Origin of the sequence: Microbacter sp. GSS18 (genome assembly GCA_029319145.1) — a bacterium.
Lineage (GTDB): Bacteria > Actinomycetota > Actinomycetes > Actinomycetales > Microbacteriaceae > Microbacterium.
Map to the genome: position 1 here is coordinate 1124941 of CP119753.1, position 22237 is coordinate 1147177.

The window sequence follows — 22237 nt, forward strand, 5'->3', positions numbered from 1 at the left end:
GCGGCCACTGGGATTCATTCACACAGAAAGCACGGGATGAGACGCGCCAAGATCGTCGCCACACTGGGACCTGCGACTTCGACGTACGAGATGGTGCGAGCCATCATCGACGCCGGTGTCGACGTCGCCCGGTTCAACCTGAGCCACGGAGACTACTCCGTCCACGAGAACAACTTCGCCAACGTGCGCAAGGCTGCCGACGACGCCGGTCGCTCGGTCGCCGCGCTGGTGGACCTCCAGGGCCCGAAGATCCGGCTCGGCAAGTTCGCCGCCGGCCCCCACGAACTCGCCGAGGGTGACATCTTCAAGATCACCGTCGAGGACATCGCCGGCACCAAGGAGATCTGCGGCACGACATTCAAGGGCCTGCCCCAGGATGTCGAGCCCGGTGACATGCTGCTGATCGACGACGGCAAGGTCCGCGTCGAGGTCATCTCCACCGACGGCACGGTCGTGACGACCAAGGTCATCGTGGGCGGTCCGGTCTCGGACAACAAGGGCATCAATCTCCCCGGCGTCGCCGTGAACGTGCCCGCCCTCAGCGAGAAGGACGAGGCCGACCTGCGGTGGGCGCTGCGCGCCGGCGCCGACTTCATCGCGCTGTCCTTCGTCCGCAGCGCGAAGGACGTCGAGCGCGTCCACGTCATCATGGCCGAGGAAGGGCACCGCATCCCCGTCATCGCCAAGATCGAGAAGCCGCAGGCCGTCGACAACCTCGAGGAGATCATCGACGCCTTCGACGGCATCATGGTCGCCCGCGGCGACCTGGGCGTCGAGCTTCCGCTCGAAGCGGTGCCGATCGTGCAGAAGCGCGCCGTGGAGCTGTGCCGCCGCATGGCCAAGCCGGTCATCGTCGCCACGCAGATGCTCGAGTCGATGATCCACAGCCCGGTCCCCACGCGCGCCGAGACATCGGATGTCGCCAACGCCGTGCTCGACGGTGCCGATGCCGTGATGCTGTCGGGCGAGACGAGCGTCGGGGAGTACCCGACCATCGTCGTCGAGACGATGGCGCGCATCATCGAGTCGACCGAGGAGCACGGCCTCGAGCGCATCGCACCGCTCACCGCCAAGCCGCGCACGCAGGGCGGCGCCATCACGCTCGCCGCGATGGAGGTCGCCGAGTTCGTCGAGGCGAAGTACCTGTGCATCTTCACCGAGTCGGGCGACACCGCGCGCCGCATGTCGCGCCTTCGGCCCGCCATCCCGACGATCGGCTTCGCGACCGACCCGGCGATCCGACGCCGCATGGCCATCACGTGGGGCGTGCGCTCGACGCTCGTGCAGCCGGTGTCGCACACCGACCGCATGTTCATCCAGGTGGACGACTACCTGCTCACGAACGAGCTGGCCACCGTCGGCGACAAGGTCGTCGTGATCTCGGGATCGCCCCCCGGCATCATCGGCTCGACCAATGACATCCGCATCCACCGCGTCGGCGACGCGGTTCACGGCAACGCGCCGGTCTACCGCGAGTAGGCCCCGTCCGCGGACCTGAAGACGGCGGCGGCCGCTCCACGACGGTGAGAGCGACCGCCGCCGTCTTCGCCGATCATCGCCCGCGGCGCGGGCATGGCGCAGCGAGCCGGCGCGGGACACGCCCGGGCGACCGCAGATGACGAGTGCCGTCGCGTGGCCTCGGCCGACCCGGCGGCGGACATCGCACGGGCCGAAGACCTGCTGGATGCGGGCGCCATCAGCCAGGGAGAGTTCGAGGCTCTCACGAGCAAGGCCCTGGGCAACCCGCACTTCGGCGGCTGAACGCCGACGGGCGGCCACGCCCGCGCGACCGCCCGCTCACGTGCCGATGGTGGGAGTCGAACCCACACGCCCTCGCGGGCAACCGAGTTTGAGTCGGTCGCGTCTGCCATTCCGCCACACCGGCGGGCACGTGCGCGAACGACGATACCGTAGGATTCTAAGGTGACCGAGCAAGAGCAGAACGCCGCCGCAACCAGTTCGACCCCTCGTCGCGTCGTCGTGGCCGAGGACGAGTCGCTGATCCGTCTGGACATCGTGGAGATCCTCCGCGACAACGGATTCGACGTCGTCGGCGAGGCCGGCGATGGCGAGACCGCCGTCGCCCTCGCCACCGAGCTGCGCCCCGATCTGGTGATCATGGACGTGAAGATGCCCCAGCTGGACGGCATCTCGGCCGCCGAGAAGCTCAGCAAGAGCCACATCGCCCCGGTCGTCCTCCTGACCGCCTTCAGCCAGAAGGAGCTCGTCGAGCGTGCCAGCGAGGCCGGCGCCCTGGCCTACGTCGTGAAGCCCTTCACTCCCAACGACCTGCTGCCGGCCATCGAGATCGCCCTGGCCCGCTACGAGCAGATCATCACGCTCGAGGCCGAGGTCGCCGACATGGTCGAGCGCTTCGAGACCCGCAAGCTCGTCGACCGCGCCAAGGGCCTCCTCAACGAGAAGATGGGTCTGAGCGAGCCGGAGGCGTTCCGCTGGATCCAGAAGGCGTCCATGGACCGCCGCCTGACGATGCAGGACGTCGCCAAGGCGATCATCGAGCAGCTCGCGCCCAAGAAGGGCTGAGGCGCCTCACGCTCGTTCTCCCGCCGATCCGCGAGGACGGTGGGAGGCGACGTTGAGCAGCGTCGAACCCGCGAAGAGCGCGCCGGCGATGTACCACAGCGGACGGCCGACCTCAGCGAGCGGCCACCAGAAGAACATCGACGTCGCGAGGTACAGCGCCGTGTACGGAACGAACACGCTCCAGCGGATCGGCGATCGCCAGCGGATCCGCATCGCGTATTCGACCACGGCGCCGTACGCTGCCCACGCCAGATAGAGCAGCCCCGCCGCGGCGAACGACCACGACGCCCCCGACGCCACGAGCACGGCGCTGCCGATCGCCGCGGGCACCGCGAGGGCATAGACGATCCACCCGAAGCGGATGGCCAGGTCCCGTCGGCGCCATCGCACGGCGAAGTGGACGAGCAGCAGGGTCTGGTACCCGAGCGCGCTCACGACGTAGATCGTCTCGTCGGTGTCCACGGAACCGATCCCAGCGATCCCGGCGTCCGAGCGCCAGAGCCGGAGGTCCCGCCGGGTGGTGATGGCCGGCGGACCGGTGGGGTCAGAGGTCCTTGATCATGTTCGTGATGCGGATGGTCGAGCAGCGCCGACCGTGATCGTCGGTCACGACGATCTCGTGGACGGTGACCGACCGGCCCAGGTGCACCGGCGTGCACGTGCCGGTGACGTGTCCGCTGGTGGCAGAGCGTGTATGGGTGGCGTTGATGTCGACGCCGACGGCGAGGCGGCCCGGGCCGGCATAGAGATTCGCCGACATCGAGCCGAGAGACTCGCCGAGCACGACGTAGGCGCCGCCGTGCATGAGCCCGACCGGCTGGGTGTTGCCCTCGACGGGCATCGTCGCGACGCTGCGCTCGACGGTGAACTCGGTGAAGCGCATGCCCATCCGCTCCGCGAGCGCACCGATCCCACGGTTGGCGACCCACGCGAGTCCGTCGGTATCCGGATCCGGCAGCTGCTCGGGCATGGGCGACCTCTCGTACGTGACGCGGGGGGAGTGTCCGCGGCCGCGACTAGGCTGTCGGGGTGACGGACTCCGCAAAGCCTACCCTCCTGGTCGTCGACGGCCATTCGCTGGCGTATCGGGCGTTCTACGCGCTTCCGATCGACAATTTCTCGACCAAGGACGGCCAGCACACCAACGGCATCTACGGGTTCCTGGCGATGCTCGTGAACCTGATCAAGGCCGAGAAGCCGACGCACATGGCCGTCGCGTTCGACACGTCGCGTCAGTCGTTCCGGACGCGGGAGTACGCCGAGTACAAGGCGAACCGTTCCGAGACCCCGGCCGAGTTCAAAGGGCAGATCCCCCTGCTCCAGGACTGCCTGGCGGCGATGGGCATCACGGTGCTCCAGAAGGAGGACATCGAGGCCGATGACATCCTCGCCACACTCGCGACGCAGGGCGCCGAGCGCGGGTACGAGGTGCTGGTGTGTTCGGGGGACCGCGACACGATCCAACTCGTCGACGACGACATCACGCTGCTCTACCCCAACGTGCAGGGCGTGTCGCAGCTCAAGCGCTACGACCCGGACGCGGTGGTCGAGAAGTACGGGCTCCCGCCCGCGCAGTACCCCGACATCGCGGCGCTCGTCGGCGAGACCAGCGACAACCTGCCGGGCGTGCCCAAGGTCGGCGAGAAGACCGCTGTGAAGTGGCTGACGCAGTTCGGCACGCTCGACGAGCTGCTCGAGCGCTCGGGCGAGATCAAGGGAGTCGTCGGCGGCAACCTTCGCGAGCACCTCGACGACGTGCGCCGCAACCGTTCCCTGAACGCGCTGCTGCGCGACGTCGAGCTGCCGGTGGGCGTGGACGATCTCGCGGTCCGCCCGATGGACGCGCAGGCCGTGCGAGACATCTTCGCGCGCCTCGAGTTCCGCACACTGCTGCCGCGCGTGTTCGAGGCCGCCGGTGTCGACGAGGCGATGGCCCCTGCCGCGCAGACGCCCGCCGTGACCATGCCCGAGCCCGCCGAACCCGACCCTGCCGCGTTGCGCGCGTTCGTCGAGGGCGCCGACGGCGACGTCGGCCTCACGATCGTGATCGAGGGCGGTCTGCCGGTGCGCCTCGGCGTCGCGACGGCGGATGCCGCGGCCGAAGCGGCGTGGGGGGATGACGTCGCCGAAGCCCTCGGTCCCTGGCTGTCCTCGCCCGCACCGAAGGTCGTCAGCGACGCCAAGTCGCACGTGAAGGCCCTGCGACGAGCCGGCGTCCGGCTGGACGGCCTGGCGTTCGACCCGATCATCGCCGGGTGGCTCGTGCGCCCGAGCTTCCCCGACAAGACCCTCGCCGACCTCGTCGAGCGGTACCTCGACGAGAAGCTTCCCGAAGCCGATCCCAGCCAGCTCGTACCCGAGACCGAGGGTGCGACGCCGGGCCAGCTGGCGTGGTTCGCACTGCGCGTGGCCGGCGCCCTGCGCGCCGATCTGCCGGCGAAGGTCGCCGGCGTGCTCACCGACATCGAGCTGCCGACGCTGCAGTCGCTTGCGGACATGGAGCTGGCCGGCGTCGCCGTCTCGCACGAGAAGCTCTCGGGGTTCTCGGGCGAGCTCGCGCAGCGCGCCGACGGCATCGCGCAGGAGGCCTTCGCCACGATCGGCCGCGAGGTGAATCTCGGCTCGCCCAAGCAGCTGCAGGAGGTGCTGTTCGAGGATCTCGGGCTGCCGAAGACGCGCAAGACCAAGACCGGCTACTCGACCGATGCGGCGGTGCTCGCAGACCTGCAGGAGTCGAGCCCGCATCCGTTCCTCGATCTGCTGCTTCAGCACCGGGAAGCGACCAAGCTGCGTCAGATCATCGAGTCACTGGACGGCTCCATCGCATCGGACGGCCGGATCCATACGACATACGTCCAGACCGGCAGCCAGACCGGACGGCTCAGCAGCACCGACCCCAACCTGCAGAACATCCCGGTCCGCACCGACGAGAGCCGCCGCATCCGCGCGGCCTTCGAGGTGGGCTCGGGCTACGAGACGCTGCTGACGGCCGACTACTCGCAGATCGAGATGCGCATCATGGCCCATCTGTCGGAGGATCCGGGCCTCATCGAGGCGTTCAACTCCGGCGAGGACCTGCACCGCTTCGTCGGCGCGCGCGTGTTCGGCGTGAACCCCGAGGACGTCACGCCGGCGATGCGCACGAAGGTCAAGGCGATGTCGTACGGCCTGGTGTACGGCCTGTCGGCGTTCGGGCTGTCCAAGCAGCTGCGCATCGAGCAGTCCGAGGCCAAGCAGCTCATGATGGAGTACTTCGCGCGATTCGGCGCCGTTCGCGACTATCTGCGCTCGTCGGTCGAGCAGGCCCGCATCGACGGCTACACCGAGACGATCTTCGGGCGGCGCCGGCCGTTCCCCGATCTCGGCAGCCCGAACCGCGTGCTGCGCGAGAACGCCGAACGCGCGGCGCTGAACGCCCCCATCCAGGGCAGCGCCGCCGACATCATGAAGATCGCGCTGTTCCGCATCCATGGGGAGTTCCTCACGGCCGGAATGGACTCACGGGTCCTGCTGCAGATCCACGACGAACTGGTCGTCGAGGTCGCGCCGGGGGAGTGGGATGCGGCCGAACGCATCGTCCGCGAGCGCATGGGCGGCGCCGCCGAGCTCTCGGTGCCGCTGGACGTCCAGATCGGGCGCGGCGGCGACTGGGACGAGGCGGCGCACTGAGTCCGAGGGATTCCGGGACCAGGTCCCGCGGTGGATAAGCTGGAGGGATGACCGATTCCCCCCGCACTCCGTCGCAGATCGACACGATCGCCGACGCTTGGGTCGACACCGTCGCCGACCTGGCGCCGTCGGTGGCGACCTACATCGGCCGCTCCGAGCACAACGGACGACTCGAAGACCTCTCGCCCGAGGGACACGAGCGCGTTGCCGAGGAGATGCGCCGCACCCTCGCCGCCCTCCGCGGCGCCACCGCGGTCGACGCGGTCGACGAGGTCACCAAGACGGATTTGACGCGCGACCTCGAGCTCGCCCTCGAGCTGCACGAGTCGAAGTGGGACCTGCGCGACGTCAACGTCATCGCGAGCCCCGCCCAGGACCTTCGCGGCGTGTTCGATCTGATGCCCACGGACACCGCCGAGGACTGGGCCGTCATCGCGACCCGCCTGGGCGCTGTGCCGGCCGCCCTCGACGGGTACGTCGAGACGCTGCGCTCCGGCATCGCCGCCGGGATCGTGCCCGCGCGCCGTCAGGTGCTCGAGGTCATCACCCAGATCGAGCGCTACACCGCCTCGTCGGGCTTCTTCGCGGAGTTCGCCGGCAACGCCGCGCCGAAAGAGGGGCAGCTGCCCGCCGCTCTCGCGCGCGACCTCTCCGACCGGGCCAACGCGGTGCGGGTCGCCTACGAACGTCTCGCCGACATCATGCGCACCGAGCTCGCCCCCGCGGCGGCCGAGGAGGACGCCGTCGGGCGCGACCTCTATGCGCTGCACTCCCGACGCTTCCTCGGCGCCGCGGTCGACCTCGACGAGACCTACGAGTGGGGCCTCGAGGAGCTCGCGCGCATGGTCGCCGAGCAGGAGGCGATCGCGAACGAGATCAAGCCGGGTGCGTCGGTCGAAGAGGCGGTCGCCTTCCTCGAGGCCGACCCGTCGCGCAAGCTCCACGGCACCGATGCCCTGAGGACGTGGATGCAGGAGACGAGCGACCGCGCGATCGAAGAGCTCGGCCGCACGCACTTCGACATCCCCGAGCCGATCCGCCGGCTCGAGTGCATGATCGCCCCCACGCAGGAAGGCGGCATCTACTACACCGGTCCGACGGACGACTTCTCGCGCCCCGGCCGCATGTGGTGGTCGGTGCCCGAGGGCGTGACCGAGTTCGACACGTGGCGCGAGCTGACGACGGTGTATCACGAGGGCGTTCCCGGCCATCACCTGCAGATCGCGCAGGCGGTGTACAACCGCGCCGAGCTGAACTCGTGGCGCCGGCTGCTCGCCGGCACGAGCGGCCACGCCGAGGGGTGGGCCCTGTATGCCGAGCGCCTCATGGAGCAGCTCGGCTACCTGGAGGACCCGGCTGACCGCCTGGGCATGCTCGACGGCCAGCGCATGCGCGCGGCCCGTGTCGTGCTCGATCTCGGCGTGCACCTGGGCAAGCCGCGTCCGGACGGCAAGGGGACGTGGGATGCCGACTACGCGCTGGAGTTCATGCGCGCCAACGTCAACATGCCCGATGCGTTCGTGCGGTTCGAGGTCAACCGCTATCTCGGCTGGCCGGGACAGGCGCCGAGCTACAAGGTGGGCCAGCGCATCTGGGAGCAGCTGCGCGATGAGGTCGCCGAGCGCGAAGGCGCCGACTTCTCGATCAAGGCGTTCCACAAGCGTGCGCTCGACCTCGGCAGCGTCGGCCTCGACACGCTGCGCGCGGCGCTGGCAGGCTGAGCCCCCTCGGCGCGCGTGCTCACGCGGGGAGGTCGTCGGACAGCAGTCCGATGACCTCCTCGTCCTTCGTCTGGGTGAAGTCGTCGTAGAACTGCCCGACCGCCCAGAAATCGGCGATCGGATGCGGGCACACGTACTCATCGACCGCGCCCGGTGGCGGACTCCATGCCGCGGGGGCGACGGGGGAGGCGAGCACGATGCGCGACGCACCCTCCGCGCGCAGCGCCAGGCACGCCGCCGTGGCGGTGGCGCCGGTCGCGATCCCGTCGTCCACGACGAGCGCGGTGCGGCCGGCGAGATCGGCCACGCGGCGCGGGAACGCCGTGCTCCGTCGGGCGAGCTCCTTTCGCTCGCTTTCCTCGACGGCGGCGAGGTCGCTCTGGCTCACACCGCCGGCAGCCCGGTCGTCGACGACCCGGACTCCCGCGGCGATGGCTCCGACGGCGTACTCCTCGTGCGCCGGTGCGCCGAGCTTGCGCACGACGACGACATCGAGCGGCAGCCCGAGCGCGGCGGCGACGCGCGCGGCGACGACCACCCCGCCGCGGGGGATGCCGAACACCACGGCGTCGGACCCGCGCCACGACGTCAGCGCCGAGGCGAGGTCGTCCCCGGCGGCCCGCCGGTCGGCGAACAGCGCCATGACGGCCACGTTACGCCGCCGGCCGCCCGGCGACGAGAGGTCCTGCTTCCGCGCCGCCATCGGCCAGCGGGCTTCCTCCTCGCTCGGCTGAACCGCCTGCACCGCCGGTTTCCGGGTTCCCGCAATCGGATCTGCGGCGAACACCCTTTCCGGGCCGCCAGGTCGCCGCTATCGTGGCGCCGAGCGCTCGGCGACAGGGAAGCGCGCGGCGACGTGGAGGTGCGACATGGATGCGCGGAGCGGACGTCGATGGTGGTACGCGGCAGCGGCTGCGGCGCTCGCGATCGGTGCGCTGGCGGCCGTCCAGTCGATCGGCTACTGGGCGCTCACTGCGGTGCAGGGCGAGCCCGCCAGCGTGCTGTTCATCGATCACGCAGGACCAGCCGTGACGTCGTTCCTGATCGCGATCGTGATGCTCGGATTGGGGGTCGCGGCGCTGGCCGCGGCACGGCGCCGTCCTCGTCCTCGCTGAGAGCACCGCCCGTTGACGGAGGACCGTCGTCGACGCCGCGTCACCCGCGCATCGCGAGGGCGAACGGCAGGACGCGGGTCGCACCAGCTCGTCTGAGTTCGCGCGTGGCGACCGTCATCGTCCACCTGCTGTCGACGAGGTCGTCGACCAGCAGGACGGGACCGGTCGGGACATCGATGTTCGCGGCGCCGATCCGCCCCCATACGCCGGCGAGCCGGAAGGCGCTGTTGCCGCCGGGGCGTCCGGTCGGTCCACCATCCACGAGGTCGAGGCTGCCGAGCAGCGGCATCCGCCCGACCTCGGCGATGCCGCGCGCAACGCTGCCGACCAGCTGCGGCCTCGCCCGCGAAGGCATCGCGATGACCGCGACGGGACGCTCGGCCCACCCCCAGTCGGCGAGTACGCGGACACATGCGGCGAGGACATTCGCCGAGACGGGTTCGTCCGCGGCGCCCGCCGCGAAGATCTCGCGCAGGGCTCCTCCCCATCCGAGATCGCTGAGCCGTGCGAGGCACCGGCCCTCGTCCGCCTGCTCGTCGGCGGGGATGCGGCCCCGCACGCTCACACCGAGCCGGTCCGCACCGGTCGGCCATTGACGTCTCGGTTCGATGGGCACGCCGACGCGATCGAGAGCGGTGGATGCCGCCTCCGTCGCGTCCTGGCCGATGGCGGTCGGGAACCAGGGACCCGCGCAGTTGTCGCACCGCCCGCACGGCGCCGCCGTGTCGTCGTCGAGGGAGCGCTGAAGGAACTCCATACGGCACCCGCGCGTCTGCTCGTAGTCGATCATGTGCTGCTGTTCGGCGGTGCGCTCGGCGGCGATCCGCTCGTAGCGGTCTTCGTCGTAGGTCCAGGACCGCCCCGTCGCGACCCAGCCGCCCCGCACGCGGGCGACCGCTCCGTCGACGTCCAGCACCTTCAGCAGCAGCTCCAGGGGAGTGCGACGGATGTCGACGGCCGCCTCGAGCGCGGGCGTCGACAGCGGCGCGTCGGAGGCCGCCAGTGCGGTGATCACGCGCTCGGCGCGCTCCCGGTCGGGCATCGATGCGGTGGCGAAATAGTGCCAGATGTCTCGATCCTCGACGCCCGGGAGCAGGAGCACGTCGGCCGAGGCGGTGGCACGTCCCGCGCGCCCGACCTGCTGGTAGTACGACACGGGCGACGAGGGCGCACCGACGTGGACGATGAAGCCGAGGTCGGGCTTGTCGAAACCCATCCCGAGTGCGCTGGTCGCGACGAGCGCCTTGACCCGGTTCTCCTTGAGAAGCGCCTCGGACTCTTCGCGCTCGTCGGGGTCTGTCTGGCCCGTGTACGCCCGCACGTCGAACCCGCTCTCTCGCAGGAGCCGTGCGATGTCGTTCGCGGCGGCGACGGTGAGGGTGTAGATGATGCCCGAACCGGGCAGGTCGTCGAGGTGGCTGATGAGCCAGGCCAGCCGGCCGGGCGCATCGCGCAGCCGCAGGACGCCGAGCCGGAGCGAGGTGCGCGCGAGCGGCCCCCGGATGATCACGACCTCGGAAGCCTCGCCCTCGAACCCGCCCAGCTGCTCGGCGACATCCGCGACCACCCGGCTGTTCGCGGTCGCGGTCGTCGCGAGCACCGGAACCCCGGCGGGTATGCGCGCGATCAGGTCGCGAAGGCGTCGGTAGTCGGGACGGAAGTCGTGCCCCCAGTCGCTGATGCAGTGCGCCTCGTCGACGACGAGCAGCCCGATCCTCGTGACGAGCTGCGGCAGCTGCTCATCGCGGAAGGACGGATTGTTGAGCCGTTCGGGAGACACCAGCAGCACGTCGACCTCATCGCGGTCGAGTCGGGATATCACGTCGGTCCACTCGTGCGAATTGGTGGAGTTGATCGCGACCGCCCGCACCCCGGCTCGCCGCGCGGCGGCGATCTGATCGCGCATGAGGGCCAGCAGCGGCGAGACGAGAACGGTGGGCCCGGCACCGCGTCGGCGGAGCAGAAGCGTCGCGACGAAGTAGACGGCCGACTTCCCCCACCCCGTGCGCTGCACCACGAGAGCCCGCCGCCGGTCCTCGACGAGCGCCTCGATCGCCTCGAACTGTCCGTCGTGGAAGTCGACCTCGTCGGCGCCGACGAGGGATCGCAGAGCGTCGAGGGCTTGGGCGCGGGGGGCGAGCGACGACGGCATACGACCTACCCTCTCTCACGGCACCGACATCGCGAAGCGCCCGTCCGAGCCGCCGGGGAATGCGGCGGCGGGTGACCGTAGGGTGGGGGAGTGAGCAGCATCCGCTATGTGGCCATCGGGGACTCCTTCACCGAAGGCGTGGGTGACGACCTTCCCGACGGCCGCGTGCGCGGCTGGGCCGACCTCGTCGCACAGGGATGGGCCGATGCCACGGCAGGCAGCGTCGACTACGCCAATCTGGCCATTCGCGGCAGGCTCGTGTGGCCGATCGTCGACGAGCAGCTCGAGCAGGCTCTGGCCCTCGGCCCCACCCACCTGTCGTTCAACGGCGGCGGGAACGACATGCTGCGCCCGCGGACGAACATCGCCAAGGTGACGACGGCGTTCGAGCGGGTGCTCACGCGCTGCGACGACGAGGGCGTGCGGCTCATCGTGCTGTCGGGCGCCAACCCCTCCCCGCAGCTTCCGCTCAGCCGGGTCATCCAGCGCCGCGGCGACCAGCTCTCCGCAGCGGTCGCCGAGGTGCTGAAGGACCGCCCCGATGTGATCCGCGCCTTCAACTGGCCGGACCGGGAGCTCTCGACACCCCCGTACTGGTCGGAGGACCGCCTGCACATGAACCTGCGGGGGCACCACCGGGTCGCGGCGCGCGTGCTGACCGCGCTGGGGTTCGAGCCGCCCGCGGAGTGGTGGTCGCTGCCCGAGCTGTCCGTCGCCGGGATGCGCGGCGCGTCGTACTACCGCGAGCACGTCGGCCCGTGGGTGCGCCGACGGCTCACGGGCACGTCATCGGGCGACGGCCGGGAGCCCAAGTACGGCGCGTGGCATCAGGTCGTGCCGAGCGGAGCCACGGCATAGGAGAGCTCGGCGAACTGCCCCGCCTGGCGCGCGGCGGTCAGCTGCAGCCGTCCGGAGCCGAGGGCCCGGGGGAGCAGCGGCTTGCCCGAGACGAGCGTCACGGGCGCGACGCTCAGCCGCACCTCGTCGAGCAGACCGGCGTCGGCGAACTGCCCGACGACATCGCCGCCGCCGACGAGCCACACCGTCTTGTCGCCGGCCGCAGCGGCGATCTCAGGCCACAGATCGGCAGCGGCCCCGGAACGGACGCGGATATCGCAGTCCGCGGGCACATCGTGCGGGCGTGTGGACAGCACGAAGGCCGGGCGGTCGCCGTACATGTCGCGCCACAGCTGGGGCCGGAGGAGCAGCCGCTCGTGCGCGAGAACCCACTCGTACGTGGCCGAGCCCATGACGAAGGTTCCGACGCCGGCGAGGAAATCGGCGAACCCGCTCTCGGCATCGTCGGCGCCCGGCACGGCGAAGAGCCAATCGAGGGAGTCACCGTCGTCGGCGAGGAAACCGTTGAGCGTCGTCGCGGTGTTGAAGACGACCTGGGGTCGTGTGGTGTCCATGGCGTCCACCGTACGCGCCGGGTGCGACGTCGCCCTGGCCGCTGTCGATGGGCCGCAAAGGGCTCAGAGGGCGCCCGCGCGCACCAGCGCTGCGCGGGCGCCCTCTGCGCCGGCGCGCACCGCTTCGGGGGCAGCGGCCCCCTCGACGGCGGCGAGGATGTAGCCCGCCGCGAAGGCGTCGCCGGCTCCGGTCGTGTCGACGATGCCGTCCACCGGGGGCACGGGCACCATCTCGACGTGGTCGCCCTCGCGCACCAGGACCGGTTCCGCTCCGCGCTTGACGACGAACGTGCCGGGGATCGCGACATCGGCGTCATCGATCCACGCGGCCTCGTCCGCATTGGCGAACACGACCGAGGGACGCAGGTCGTCGACCGCGGCGGCGACGGCGCCCGCGCCCAGCTCGCGCAGGGTCGACGTGCTCGACAGATCGACACTGACCGGCACGTCGCCGGGGAGGGCCGCCACGGCATGCGCGATCGCCGTGCGCGACGCGGGCGCCAGCATGCCGTACAGCGGCACGTGCAGCCAGCGGGCGCCCTCGAGCCAGCTCGCATCCAGCGCCTCGAGCTCGGCGGCCGCGGCGCGGTCGGTGATCATGGTGCGCTCACCGTCGTCGTCGACGACGATGACGATCGCGCCGGTCCGTCCCGAACGCTGCACCCGGACGTCCACCCCGGCGCGCTCGAGCTCCTCTGTCAGCATCCGGCCGAGCAGGTCCCCGCCGACACGGCCGATGAACCGCGCTCGGCCACCGCCTGCCGCCACCGCGGACGCGACGTTCGCGGCGCTGCCGCCGCGGGTCAGCGTGACCTGGGCGGTGTTGTCTGTGGCCCGCTCCAGCGGGCCGAGGCCGAGCACGACGAGATCTGCGACCAGATCGCCGACGACGACGATCACCCTCGCGACTCCGCGAGGGCGCGCGCGATGCGCGTGCCCAGCCCGACGTTGCCCCGGTAGACGGCGACGTTGACGTCGAGGCTTCGCCCACCGGTCTCGCGCTGCATCGTCTCGAGCAGGAACGGGGTCGTGTCGTGCCCGCTCACCCCCGCGGCTGCCGCAGCGGCCAGCGCCCGCTCGAGGACGGCGTCGTGCAGCTCGGGGGGCAGCTGGGCTTCGGTGCCGACGGGGTTGGCGACGAGGATCGCCGAGCTCAGGCCGAGCTCGTGCTGAGCCCTGACCATGCGCGCGATCTCCTCGGGGGAGTCGGCGGCGTACTCGATGTCGTAGCCGGAGTCGGCGATGTAGAAGCCGGGATAGTCGGTCGTGCGGTATCCGATCACCGTGAGGCCGAGGGTCTCGAGCCGCTCGAGCGTCAGCGGGATGTCGAGGATGGACTTCACGCCCGCGCTGACCACGACGAGGGGCAGTCCCGCGAGCGTGGGCAGATCGGCGGATTCGTCGAAGGTCTCGGCCGCGCCGCGGTGGACGCCCCCGAGCCCGCCCGTCGAGAAGACCTCGATCCCCGCGCGGTGGGCGAGGTAGGCCGTCGCGGCCACGGTGGTGCCGGCGCTCAGTCCCTTGGCCATCGCGACGGGCAGATCCCGCACGCTGGCCTTCACGACGTCGTCATCGGTCGACAGCCGCTCGATCTCATCGGTCGTCATGCCCACGGTGGGCACGCCGGCGACGACGCCGATGGTGGCGGGGACGACACCGGCATCGCGCACACGGCGATCGGCCTCCAGCGCGACGTCGAGGTTGCGCGGCCGGGGCAGGCCGTGGGTGAAGATCGTGGATTCGAGGGCGAGGACGCCACGGCCGTCGGCGACGGCCGCACGCACCTCGTCGGACACATGAAGGCTGCTCACAGATGCATCCTGCCGCACCCGCGTGCCACCGACGAACCGGTCGGGCGATCACAGGCCCGGCCCACTTGTCAACCCCCGGCGGCCGGCGGAACCGGGCCTGGCATCCTGCTGTGCGGCGCACACGAGCGCCCCAGCCCAGGGGAGCACACCCGCAGCCCCGGAAAGGAACCTCGCATGAGCATCGGAACCGGAATCGTCCTGTTCGTCATCGGAGCCATCCTCGCGTTCGCCGTGAACGTGGACGTGCAGTGGATCAACCTCGACCTGATCGGCTACATCCTGATGGGCGCAGGGGTCGTCGTCTTCCTGATCGGCATCGTCCTCATGGTCCGCCGCCGCCAGAGCGAGACCGTCACGCGCACCGAGGTCGACCCGGCCAGCAACCAGCGTGTCACGCGCCAGTCCACGAGCGCCACGGACGACACCGCCGGCCTCTGAGCCGGCACCGAAGACCACACGGAGGGGCGGGGCCTGCGGGCTCCGCCCCTCCGCCATTGTGCGGCGTGCCCGCGTACCGTAGCGTCGCCGACGTGGGGGAGCAGGCGGCCGGGCGGACGGCGCTTCCGGGCGCGCTCTCGGCGATCGGAGGAACGCCGATCGTGCGGCTCGACGCCGTCGTTCCGGCCGGCGCCGCGGAGGTCTGGGTCAAGCTCGAGGGGGCGAACCCGACGGGATCGTACAAGGACCGGATGGCGCTGTCGCTCGTGCGGGGAGCGCTCGGCCGCGGTGAGATCGCACCCGGCGACACGCTCGTCGAGTACACCGGCGGCAGCACCGGCACATCGCTGGCTTTCGTGGCCGGCGTGCTGGGCATGGGCTTCACGGCGATCTTCTCCGACGCGTTCTCCATGAGCAAGAAGCAGGCGATGGAGGCCTTCGGCGCGACCGTGCTCGTCGAGCACAGCGACGACGGGCTCATCTCGACCGCGCTCGCGGAGCGGATGAGGCGGCGGGCCCACGAGGTCGCCGCGCAGCCGGGCCATCACTACGCCGACCAGTTCGGCTCATCGGACGTACCCCGCGGATACCGCCCCCTGGGGACCGAGATCGCCGACGCACTCGACGGCGCGGTCGACGTGCTGTGCGCCGCCGTCGGCACCGGCGGCGCGATCATGGGCACCCTCGGAGGGCTGCGCGATGCCGGCATCGATCCCACCGTCGTCGCGCTGGAACCGGAGCAGTCGCCCCTGCTGACCACGGGCCGCAGCGGCGCGCATGCGGTGGAGGGGATCGCGGTCTTCCCGGATCCGCCATTCGTGGATCGGGAGCAGATCGACCAGGTGCGCACGATCGACCAGGAGCGCGCCTTCGAGATGTGCCGGCTGCTCGCCCGCGCCGAGGGGATCTTCGGCGGCGCATCGACCGGGCTCAACGTCGCGGCGGCCGTCGACATCGCCACCGAGCTCGGTCCGGGACACCGCGTCGTGACCATCGCGTGCGACAGCGGGCTGAAGTACCTCGGCGGACGGGTCTACCCCTGACGCGCGGAGCCCGCCGGTTCCCGGGCGACTAGAGTTCCCGGGTGACCGACTTCGAGATGGCCCGCATCGCCGGGGGAGAGGTGACGCTGCACGATGCCCGCCGCCGCACGCGGCGGGCGGTGAGCCTCGAGCCGTTCGAGATCGGCGTCTACCCGGTGACCGAGGAGCAGCTCGCCGAGGTGCTGGGCGTATCGGCCCGGCATCCGAACCAGCCCGCGACCGACGTCAGCTGGCTGCGGGCGGTGCACCTGTGCAACGCGGCCTCGGAGTGGGAGGGCCTCGACCCCGCGTACACGTTCGACGGCGAGGACGTGACGTGGCATGTCGATGCCGACGGCTTCCGCCTGCCGACCGAAGCCGAGTGGGAGTTCGCGTGCCGGGCCGGTTCGACGGGAGCGCACTACGGCCCGCTCCCGGACGTCGCGTGGACCGCCGCGGACGGCGTCACGTCGCCCCAGGCCGTCGGGGGCAAGCTGCCGAATCTCAACGGCGTGTTCGACATGCTCGGGAACGTGTGGGAGTGGTGCTGGGACCTGCTCGACCCCGCCCGCTACGACGAGTACCGCGTGTTCCGCGGCGGCGGGTTCGCCGACGACGCCTGGAGCGTCCGCGCATCGACACGACGCGGCGGCGCGCCGCGCATGCACCACGACGACGTCGGGGTGCGGCTGGCCCGCGGCGGTTTCGACACGACGGATGCCGCCCAGGGCTGGTCTGCGGCTGCCGACCGCGAGCGGGCCGCGACCGAGGCGCCGCTGCCGCCCGGCTGGACGCCCCGAAAGCGCTGACCGCCGTCGCGCAGGGGGGGGGACGCCGCACTCAGGAACGCGCGGCCGATCGCCGGGATCCCGATATGATGACTTCATCATGCCATTCAGCAGTGAGCAGCGCCCGCTCTACGAGGTCAAGGCGAACCTCTTCAAGGGGCTCGCGCATCCCTTCCGCATCCGCATCCTCGAACTGCTCTCCGCGGCGGCAGAGGTCAGCGTCGCCGACCTTCAGCTCGAGACCGGTCTCGAGGCGTCGCACCTGTCGCAGCATCTGGCGGTCCTGCGGCGGCACCGACTGGTCACGTCGGAGCGGCGGGGGAGCCACGTCTACTACCGGCTCGCGAACCGGGACGTCGCCGAGCTTCTGGCCGTCGCCCGCAGGCTTCTGATCGACCTGCTGCAGGCCGACACGGGCCTGCTCGCGGATGCGGCATCGCTCCCGGAGATCGCCGCAGGCACGGGTCCGGCGCGGTGACGGACGCCACCGCGCCCTCGGCCGTCCGCAGGATGGCCACGCATCTGCGCAGTCTGCTGCCCTCTGGCGACGACTACCGCACCGCGAAGCGGACGTGGCGCCGCGACCTGATCGCCGGCGTCACGGTCGGGATCGTGGCCCTTCCGCTCGCTCTCGGCTTCGGGATCTCATCGGGCGCGGGAGCCGAGGCGGGTCTCATCACCGCGATCGTCGCCGGGTTCGTCGCCGCCGTCTTCGGGGGCTCGAACGTGCAGGTGTCGGGTCCCACCGGCGCTATGGTGGTCGTGCTCGCGCCCATCGTCGCGTCGCACGGGGTGGGAGCGGTCGCGCTCGTGAGCGTCATGGCCGGCATCCTCGTCCTCGCGGCGGGCGCGACCCGGCTGGGGCGGGCGGTGTCGTTCATCCCGTGGCCGGTGATCGAGGGATTCACCCTCGGCATCGCCGTCATCATCTTCCTGCAGCAGGTGCCCGCCCTCACGAGCCCCGAGGCGCACGGTGCGTCCCACACGAACGTCGCGGTCGAAGCGGGGGAGTCCGTCGTCGGTGCCGATCCGGGGTACCTCCTGTGGTCGCTCGGCGCCGTCGCGATCGTGGCGGCGTGCATGCTGCTGCTGCCGAGGCTGCATCGGGCGATCCCGGGGTCGCTCGTCGGCATCGTCGTGGTGACGCTGCTTTCGCTGGTCGTTCCGTCGCCGCTGCGCGTGATCGGCGACCTGCCGCACTCCCTGCCCGCACCCGCGGTCCCCGCGTGGGACCTCACGACCCTCTCGGCCCTCGCGTTGCCCGCCGTCACCGTCGCCGCGCTGGCGGCGATCGAGTCGCTGCTGTCGGCGCGGGTGGCGGCATCCCTCGCCGACACCGGCCCCTACAGCCCCGACCGCGAGCTCGTGGGGCAGGGCCTCGCGTCGGTCGCGGCGGGGCTGTTCGGCGGCATGCCCGCCACCGGCGCGATCGCCCGCACGGCGGTGAACGTCCGGGCCGGCGGCCGGACGCGCATCGCCGCCGTCACGCACGCGCTCGTCCTGCTGATCGTGGTGCTCGCGGTGGCGCAGCCGGTGGGCCTGATCCCGCTCGCAGCACTGTCGGCCGTCCTCATGGTCACGGCCGTCCGCATGGTGCATGTGGCGACGGTGTCGTCGATCCTGCGGTCGACGAGGGCGGATGCCGCGGCCTTCGTGATCACCGCGATCGTGACCGTCTCGGTCGACCTGATCGTCGCCGTCGTGATCGGCATCGCTGTCGCCGGCGTCTTCGCGATCCGCAGCATGGCGCGGGCGACCGGCGTGCACCGCGAGCAGATCGCGGGGGAGCCGCAGCCGGGGGACGAGCGCATCGCGATCGTGCGCCTGGACGGTCCCCTGTTCTTCGCCGCCGCCGACCGCGTCGAGAGCGAGGTCACGTCGCTCGGGGGAGTGTCGGTCGTGATCCTGCGGATGTCGCAGCTCGAACTCGTCGACGCCACCGGCGCCCGCATCCTCACCGAGATCGTGCAGCGTCTCGAGCGCGACGGCGTCACCGTGCTGATCAAGGGCGTCCGCGAGGGCCATGAGGAGCTGTTCCGCACCGTCGGCGTCCTCGACGCGCTGCGCCACCACAAGCACCTGTTCACGACGCTGCCGGACGCGATCGCGCACGCGCGCAGCCACGTCGAGCGCGAAGCGGCCTGAGCTCCGCGTCCGGCGAGGTGCCGACGGCGACGACCGACGGCGGCATCGCTCGGAGTGTGCCACGATGACTGCGTGTCGACGTACGACGATCTGCGGGGGACGAGGACACGATGAGCGATCTCCCCGTCGTCTCACCGTGGTTCCGGGTGACGCCCGTCGACAGCCGCGTGACGCGCATCGAGGAGCCCTACGCCGACCCGTGGGTCTCGGCGAACAGCTGGCACGTGCGCGGGCGGGATGTCGATGTCGTGTTCGACACCGGCCTGGGAGTGCTCTCGCTGCGCGACGAACTGGTGTCGCGGTTCGGGCGGGAGCCCGTGGCGATCCTGTCCCACGCTCACCTCGACCACATGGGGTCCGCCCACGAGTTCGCCGAGTGCTGGGCGCACGAGCGCGAGCCGACCGAGGAGCCGGGTCGGGGAACGCTTTCCGGCAGCCGTCTGCTGCAGATCCTCGGCACGGACGCGATGGGTGACGGCGGGCCGGCCGAGGTCATGCTCACGGCGCTTCCGCATGACGGCTACGACATCGACGGATACGAGCTCCGCCCGGTCCGCCCGACGAGACGCCTGCGGGACGGCGACCGGATCGACCTGGGGGAGCGGACCCTGACCGTTCTGCACCTTCCCGGTCATACCCCGGGGAGTATCGGACTCCAGGACGAAGGGAATCGCATCCTCTTCACCGGCGACGTCGTCTACGAGCCGATCGAGGACCTGCTCGACGACCTCGCCGGCAGCGACGTCGACCAGTACCGGGTGAGCATGCGCCGCCTGGCGCGTCTTGACGTCGACATCGTGCATCCGGGTCACGGCGAGAGCTTCAGCGGAGGACGTCTGAGAGAACTCATCGCGGAATACCTCCGGTAGACGCGCCGTGCGCACGCGATGGACGCGCCGAGGGGAGGGCTCGCAACCCTCTGCGAGCGAGCCTGCCGCGGGTTCCCGGCGCGAGTTGACATAATGTGCATTATCGGCGATTACCATGCTCCAGCGGTTTCGGCGCCACGTGCGGGAATCCCTCTCGAGCGCTCACATCGCCGACGCGACGTCGGTTCGCGAGAAGTCGTCGCCCTTGTACAGCAGCGGGACGTCGAGGTGCTTGGACAGCGCGTACGAGAAGCAGTCACCGAAGTTCAGCCCCGCGTCGTGCCGGCCCTTCCCGAAGCGCCGCCAGGCCGACGTCGCGAGAGAAGCCTGCGCGTCGTCCACCGCCACCACGTGCGCGCCGAGTCGCGTGAGCAGCCGATCCAGGTCGGCAGCCGCTTCCGTGCCCTGCCGACCCTCCACGACGATCCTCGCCTCGACCAGGGTGGCGGCGCTCACGCTGACGTCACCGGCGTGGGCTGCGAGCACCGAGGCGAAGGCGCGCGCGTCGGCCTCGCCGAAGACGACGGCCACGAGGGCGGACGTATCAGCCACGAGGCCCATCAGGCCGGCAGTCCATCCTCGTCGTAGCCGACGATCTCATCCGCGCCGCGGTCATCGAGACTGCGTCGGCTGCGCCCACGCGCGATGATCGCATCGAGCTCATCGCGAACAGCCTGCTCCGCGCCGCTCGCACGCACGCGGCGCAGCCGCTCCTCCATCGCGATGCGCGCCGCCACGGTGATGCTCTCCCCCGTGGCAGCCGCAAGCTCGCGCGCGATCCGGTCGGTCTCCGGATCCTTGATGTTGAGGGCCATGCCGAGATTCTACCCGATGAGGAAGAAAAGCATCCCTTGAGGAAGAAACTCATGGCGATGGCGTCGCGCGCGGGCTTCTAGGCTCGGAGCATGCTCGCTTCGCTCACCGGCTTCGTCGTGGTCGGTGTCGCGATCCTCGTGGGCTACATCATCGGGCGCATCGATCTCCTCGGCGAGCACGCGCGTCCCGTGCTGGCCCGCCTGACGTTCTTCGTGCTGTCGCCGTTCCTGCTGTTCGTCGTGCTCGCCGAGGCGGATGTCCGCACCCTCTTCTCGGCCCTGCTGCCGGTGTCCTTCATCGCCTCCGTGGCGGCCTTCGTCGTCTTCATCGTCGTCGCGCGCTTCGTGTGGCACCGGTCGATCGGCGACGTCGTCATCGGAGCGCTCAGCGCCGGCCAGGTCAACTCCAACAACATCGGCATCCCGCTGTCGCTGTATCTGCTCGGCAGCGCCGCATATCCGGCCCCGGTCATCCTGATGCAGCTCCTGGTGTTCACGCCCGTCACGATGGCGGTGCTCGACGCCGTCGCCTTCGGGCGCTCATCTGCGGGCCGCACGCTGGTGCGCACCGTCACCAACCCCATCGTGATCGGCTCCGCGCTCGGCGCGATCGTGTCGGTGAGCGGGCTCGAGTTCCCGCCGATCGTCATCGAGCCGCTGCGGCTCATCGCCGACGCGTGCGTGCCCGTCCTGCTCATCAGCTACGGAATGTCGCTGTACGGCCAGCGCGTGCTCGGCCCGAGCGGCCGACGCCGCGACATCGTCCTGGCGACCCTGCTCAAGCTCGTCGCCATGCCCCTCGTCGCGTGGGCCGTGGCGCATTTCATCTTCGGCCTGCCTGCCCACGACACCCTCGTCGTGACGGTGCTCGCAGCCCTCCCGACGGCGCAGAACGTCTTCAACTACTCGCAGCGCTACGGCCTCGGCGAGACGATCTCACGGGATACCGTTTTCCTCACGACGATCGCGTGCGTTCCCGTCATCCTCGTGATCACTGTTCTGCTGGGATGAGCACGGTCGTCCGCCCCGCGGGGCCCGCCGCGACACCCGAGCCGCTCCCCCGGCACCGCCGCGTCGGCCCCGACACAGGACACGGGACCTTCGATCCCCCGTTCGCGTGCCGGGCGCCACTAGACTCCGAGTGCATCATTCCCAGGGAACTCTCAGAAAGGACCCCCATGTCCACCGAACCCTCGGTCGAGAAGTCCGCGGTCAACGCCGTCCGGACGGCTCTCGGCATCGGCGGCGTGCTCGCCGTCATCATCGGCATCCTCATCCTCGTGTGGCCCGGCAAGACCGCCATGGTGGTCACCGCGATCATCGCGATCTACGCGATCGCCGCGGGTCTGGTCTATGCCGGACTCGGCATCTTCTCGAAGACGAAGGGCGGATGGTCGCGCGTCGGCCACATCGCGCTCGGCATCCTGTTCATCATCGCGGGTGTCGTGGCCTTCCTGAACCTCAGCCAGACGACCGCGTGGCTCGCGATCTTCCTCGGCATCCTCGTCGGCATCATGTGGATCATCGAGGGCGTCGTGGCGCTCTCGACGCTCGGCGATGTGTCGTCGAAGGGCTGGACGATCTTCTTCGCGATCCTCAGCATCATCGCCGGCATCGTGCTGCTGTTCTCGCCGATCTGGGGCGCCGTCGTGCTCTGGTGGCTGCTGGGCATCTCGCTCGTCGTGCTCGGCATCATCCAGATCGTGCGCGCGTTCACGTTCGGCAAGAACGTCTGA

24 protein-coding genes and 1 tRNA gene are annotated in these 22237 nt (G+C 70.7%); 15 read left to right on the forward strand and 10 right to left on the reverse strand.

The genetic code is table 11. The features are described 5' to 3' along the window. Positions 1-36: 36 nt before the first annotated feature. Both pyk and P0L94_05330 read left to right on the forward strand, forming a co-directional pair. Positions 37-1479, forward strand: a complete 1443-nt coding sequence (gene pyk / locus P0L94_05325) for a pyruvate kinase (GenBank protein WES65488.1) — start codon at positions 37-39, stop codon at positions 1477-1479. 93 nt (positions 1480-1572) lie between these two features. Continuing rightward, the gene (locus tag P0L94_05330) at positions 1573-1761 is read left to right on the forward strand and encodes a hypothetical protein (GenBank protein WES65489.1); all 189 of its coding nucleotides are present in this window, start codon (positions 1573-1575) and stop codon (positions 1759-1761) included. 41 nt (positions 1762-1802) lie between these two features. On the opposite strand, the gene P0L94_05335 is transcribed toward P0L94_05330, so the two are convergent. Continuing rightward, a tRNA-Leu gene (locus tag P0L94_05335) sits at positions 1803-1885 on the reverse strand. Positions 1886-1923: 38 nt separating this feature from the next. On the opposite strand from P0L94_05335, the gene P0L94_05340 reads away from it, so the two are divergent. Further along, positions 1924-2544, forward strand: a complete 621-nt coding sequence (locus tag P0L94_05340; protein ID WES65490.1) for a response regulator — start codon at positions 1924-1926, stop codon at positions 2542-2544. A 6-nt stretch (positions 2545-2550) separates the two neighbouring features. Here P0L94_05340 and P0L94_05345 read toward each other — a convergent pair whose 3' ends face one another. Then, positions 2551-3006 (reverse strand): hypothetical protein, encoded by a 456-nt coding sequence (locus P0L94_05345; GenBank protein WES65491.1) that lies wholly within the window; start codon positions 3004-3006, stop codon positions 2551-2553. 82 nt (positions 3007-3088) lie between these two features. Next, positions 3089-3514 (reverse strand): hotdog fold thioesterase, encoded by a 426-nt coding sequence (locus P0L94_05350; protein WES65492.1) that lies wholly within the window; start codon positions 3512-3514, stop codon positions 3089-3091. A 59-nt stretch (positions 3515-3573) separates the two neighbouring features. Between P0L94_05350 and polA the strand changes: the two genes are divergently transcribed. Then, positions 3574-6213, forward strand: coding sequence for a DNA polymerase I (gene polA, locus P0L94_05355; GenBank protein WES65493.1), 2640 nt, complete (start codon positions 3574-3576; stop codon positions 6211-6213). A 47-nt stretch (positions 6214-6260) separates the two neighbouring features. After that, entirely contained in the window at positions 6261-7934 is a 1674-nt protein-coding gene (locus P0L94_05360; protein WES65494.1) for a DUF885 domain-containing protein, read from the forward strand. Between the two features lie 19 nt (positions 7935-7953). Here the strand turns inward: P0L94_05360 and P0L94_05365 are convergent, their stop codons facing one another. Continuing rightward, the gene (locus P0L94_05365) at positions 7954-8577 is read right to left on the reverse strand and encodes a phosphoribosyltransferase family protein (GenBank protein WES65495.1); all 624 of its coding nucleotides are present in this window, start codon (positions 8575-8577) and stop codon (positions 7954-7956) included. A 226-nt stretch (positions 8578-8803) separates the two neighbouring features. Here P0L94_05365 and P0L94_05370 point away from each other — a divergent pair, with 226 nt between their 5' ends. Beyond that, on the forward strand, positions 8804-9049 hold the full coding sequence (locus tag P0L94_05370) for a hypothetical protein (GenBank protein ID WES65496.1): 246 nt from the start codon (positions 8804-8806) through the stop codon (positions 9047-9049). Positions 9050-9089: 40 nt separating this feature from the next. On the opposite strand, the gene P0L94_05375 is transcribed toward P0L94_05370, so the two are convergent. Beyond that, positions 9090-11201: a DEAD/DEAH box helicase gene (locus P0L94_05375; protein ID WES65497.1), complete on the reverse strand. Its 2112-nt coding sequence runs from the start codon at positions 11199-11201 to the stop codon at positions 9090-9092. 90 nt (positions 11202-11291) lie between these two features. Between P0L94_05375 and P0L94_05380 the strand changes: the two genes are divergently transcribed. Next, the gene (locus tag P0L94_05380; protein ID WES65498.1) at positions 11292-12059 is read left to right on the forward strand and encodes an SGNH/GDSL hydrolase family protein; all 768 of its coding nucleotides are present in this window, start codon (positions 11292-11294) and stop codon (positions 12057-12059) included. Here P0L94_05380 and P0L94_05385 read toward each other — a convergent pair. The 3 genes from P0L94_05385 to P0L94_05395 all read right to left on the reverse strand — a co-directional run bounded on the left by P0L94_05385 (position 12029) and on the right by P0L94_05395 (position 14424). Next, positions 12029-12613 (reverse strand): dihydrofolate reductase family protein, encoded by a 585-nt coding sequence (locus P0L94_05385; GenBank protein WES65499.1) that lies wholly within the window; start codon positions 12611-12613, stop codon positions 12029-12031. The genes P0L94_05380 and P0L94_05385 overlap by 31 nt on opposite strands. Before the next feature lie 63 nt (positions 12614-12676). After that, a complete protein-coding gene (locus tag P0L94_05390) occupies positions 12677-13513 on the reverse strand; it encodes a PfkB family carbohydrate kinase (protein WES65500.1) in 837 nt (278 codons plus the stop codon). Further along, positions 13510-14424 (reverse strand): pseudouridine-5'-phosphate glycosidase, encoded by a 915-nt coding sequence (locus P0L94_05395; GenBank protein WES65501.1) that lies wholly within the window; start codon positions 14422-14424, stop codon positions 13510-13512. The genes P0L94_05390 and P0L94_05395 overlap by 4 nt, the downstream gene beginning before the upstream one ends. Before the next feature lie 174 nt (positions 14425-14598). Here P0L94_05395 and P0L94_05400 point away from each other — a divergent pair, with 174 nt between their 5' ends. The 6 genes from P0L94_05400 (at position 14599) to P0L94_05425 (ending at position 19686) form a co-directional block, all read left to right on the forward strand. Beyond that, on the forward strand, positions 14599-14862 hold the full coding sequence (locus tag P0L94_05400) for a DUF6458 family protein (GenBank protein WES65502.1): 264 nt from the start codon (positions 14599-14601) through the stop codon (positions 14860-14862). Between the two features lie 65 nt (positions 14863-14927). Then, positions 14928-15905, forward strand: a complete 978-nt coding sequence (locus P0L94_05405) for a cysteine synthase family protein (GenBank protein WES65503.1) — start codon at positions 14928-14930, stop codon at positions 15903-15905. 41 nt (positions 15906-15946) lie between these two features. Further along, the gene (locus P0L94_05410; GenBank protein ID WES65504.1) at positions 15947-16693 is read left to right on the forward strand and encodes an SUMF1/EgtB/PvdO family nonheme iron enzyme; all 747 of its coding nucleotides are present in this window, start codon (positions 15947-15949) and stop codon (positions 16691-16693) included. A gap of 79 nt (positions 16694-16772) precedes the next feature. Then, positions 16773-17150 carry a metalloregulator ArsR/SmtB family transcription factor gene (locus P0L94_05415; GenBank protein ID WES65505.1) on the forward strand — a complete coding sequence of 126 codons (378 nt, stop codon included), beginning with the start codon at positions 16773-16775 and terminating at the stop codon, positions 17148-17150. Continuing rightward, positions 17147-18817 (forward strand): SulP family inorganic anion transporter, encoded by a 1671-nt coding sequence (locus P0L94_05420; protein WES65506.1) that lies wholly within the window; start codon positions 17147-17149, stop codon positions 18815-18817. The genes P0L94_05415 and P0L94_05420 overlap by 4 nt, the downstream gene beginning before the upstream one ends. A gap of 110 nt (positions 18818-18927) precedes the next feature. Beyond that, entirely contained in the window at positions 18928-19686 is a 759-nt protein-coding gene (locus P0L94_05425; GenBank protein WES65507.1) for an MBL fold metallo-hydrolase, read from the forward strand. A 162-nt stretch (positions 19687-19848) separates the two neighbouring features. Here P0L94_05425 and P0L94_05430 read toward each other — a convergent pair whose 3' ends face one another. Continuing rightward, positions 19849-20238 (reverse strand): type II toxin-antitoxin system VapC family toxin, encoded by a 390-nt coding sequence (locus tag P0L94_05430; GenBank protein ID WES65508.1) that lies wholly within the window; start codon positions 20236-20238, stop codon positions 19849-19851. Positions 20239-20246: 8 nt separating this feature from the next. Then, entirely contained in the window at positions 20247-20501 is a 255-nt protein-coding gene (locus P0L94_05435) for a type II toxin-antitoxin system VapB family antitoxin (protein WES65509.1), read from the reverse strand. Positions 20502-20591: 90 nt separating this feature from the next. Here P0L94_05435 and P0L94_05440 point away from each other — a divergent pair, with 90 nt between their 5' ends. After that, positions 20592-21512 carry an AEC family transporter gene (locus P0L94_05440; GenBank protein WES65510.1) on the forward strand — a complete coding sequence of 307 codons (921 nt, stop codon included), beginning with the start codon at positions 20592-20594 and terminating at the stop codon, positions 21510-21512. Positions 21513-21679: 167 nt separating this feature from the next. After that, complete coding sequence (locus tag P0L94_05445; protein WES65511.1) at positions 21680-22237, forward strand: DUF308 domain-containing protein; 558 nt, start codon at positions 21680-21682, stop codon at positions 22235-22237.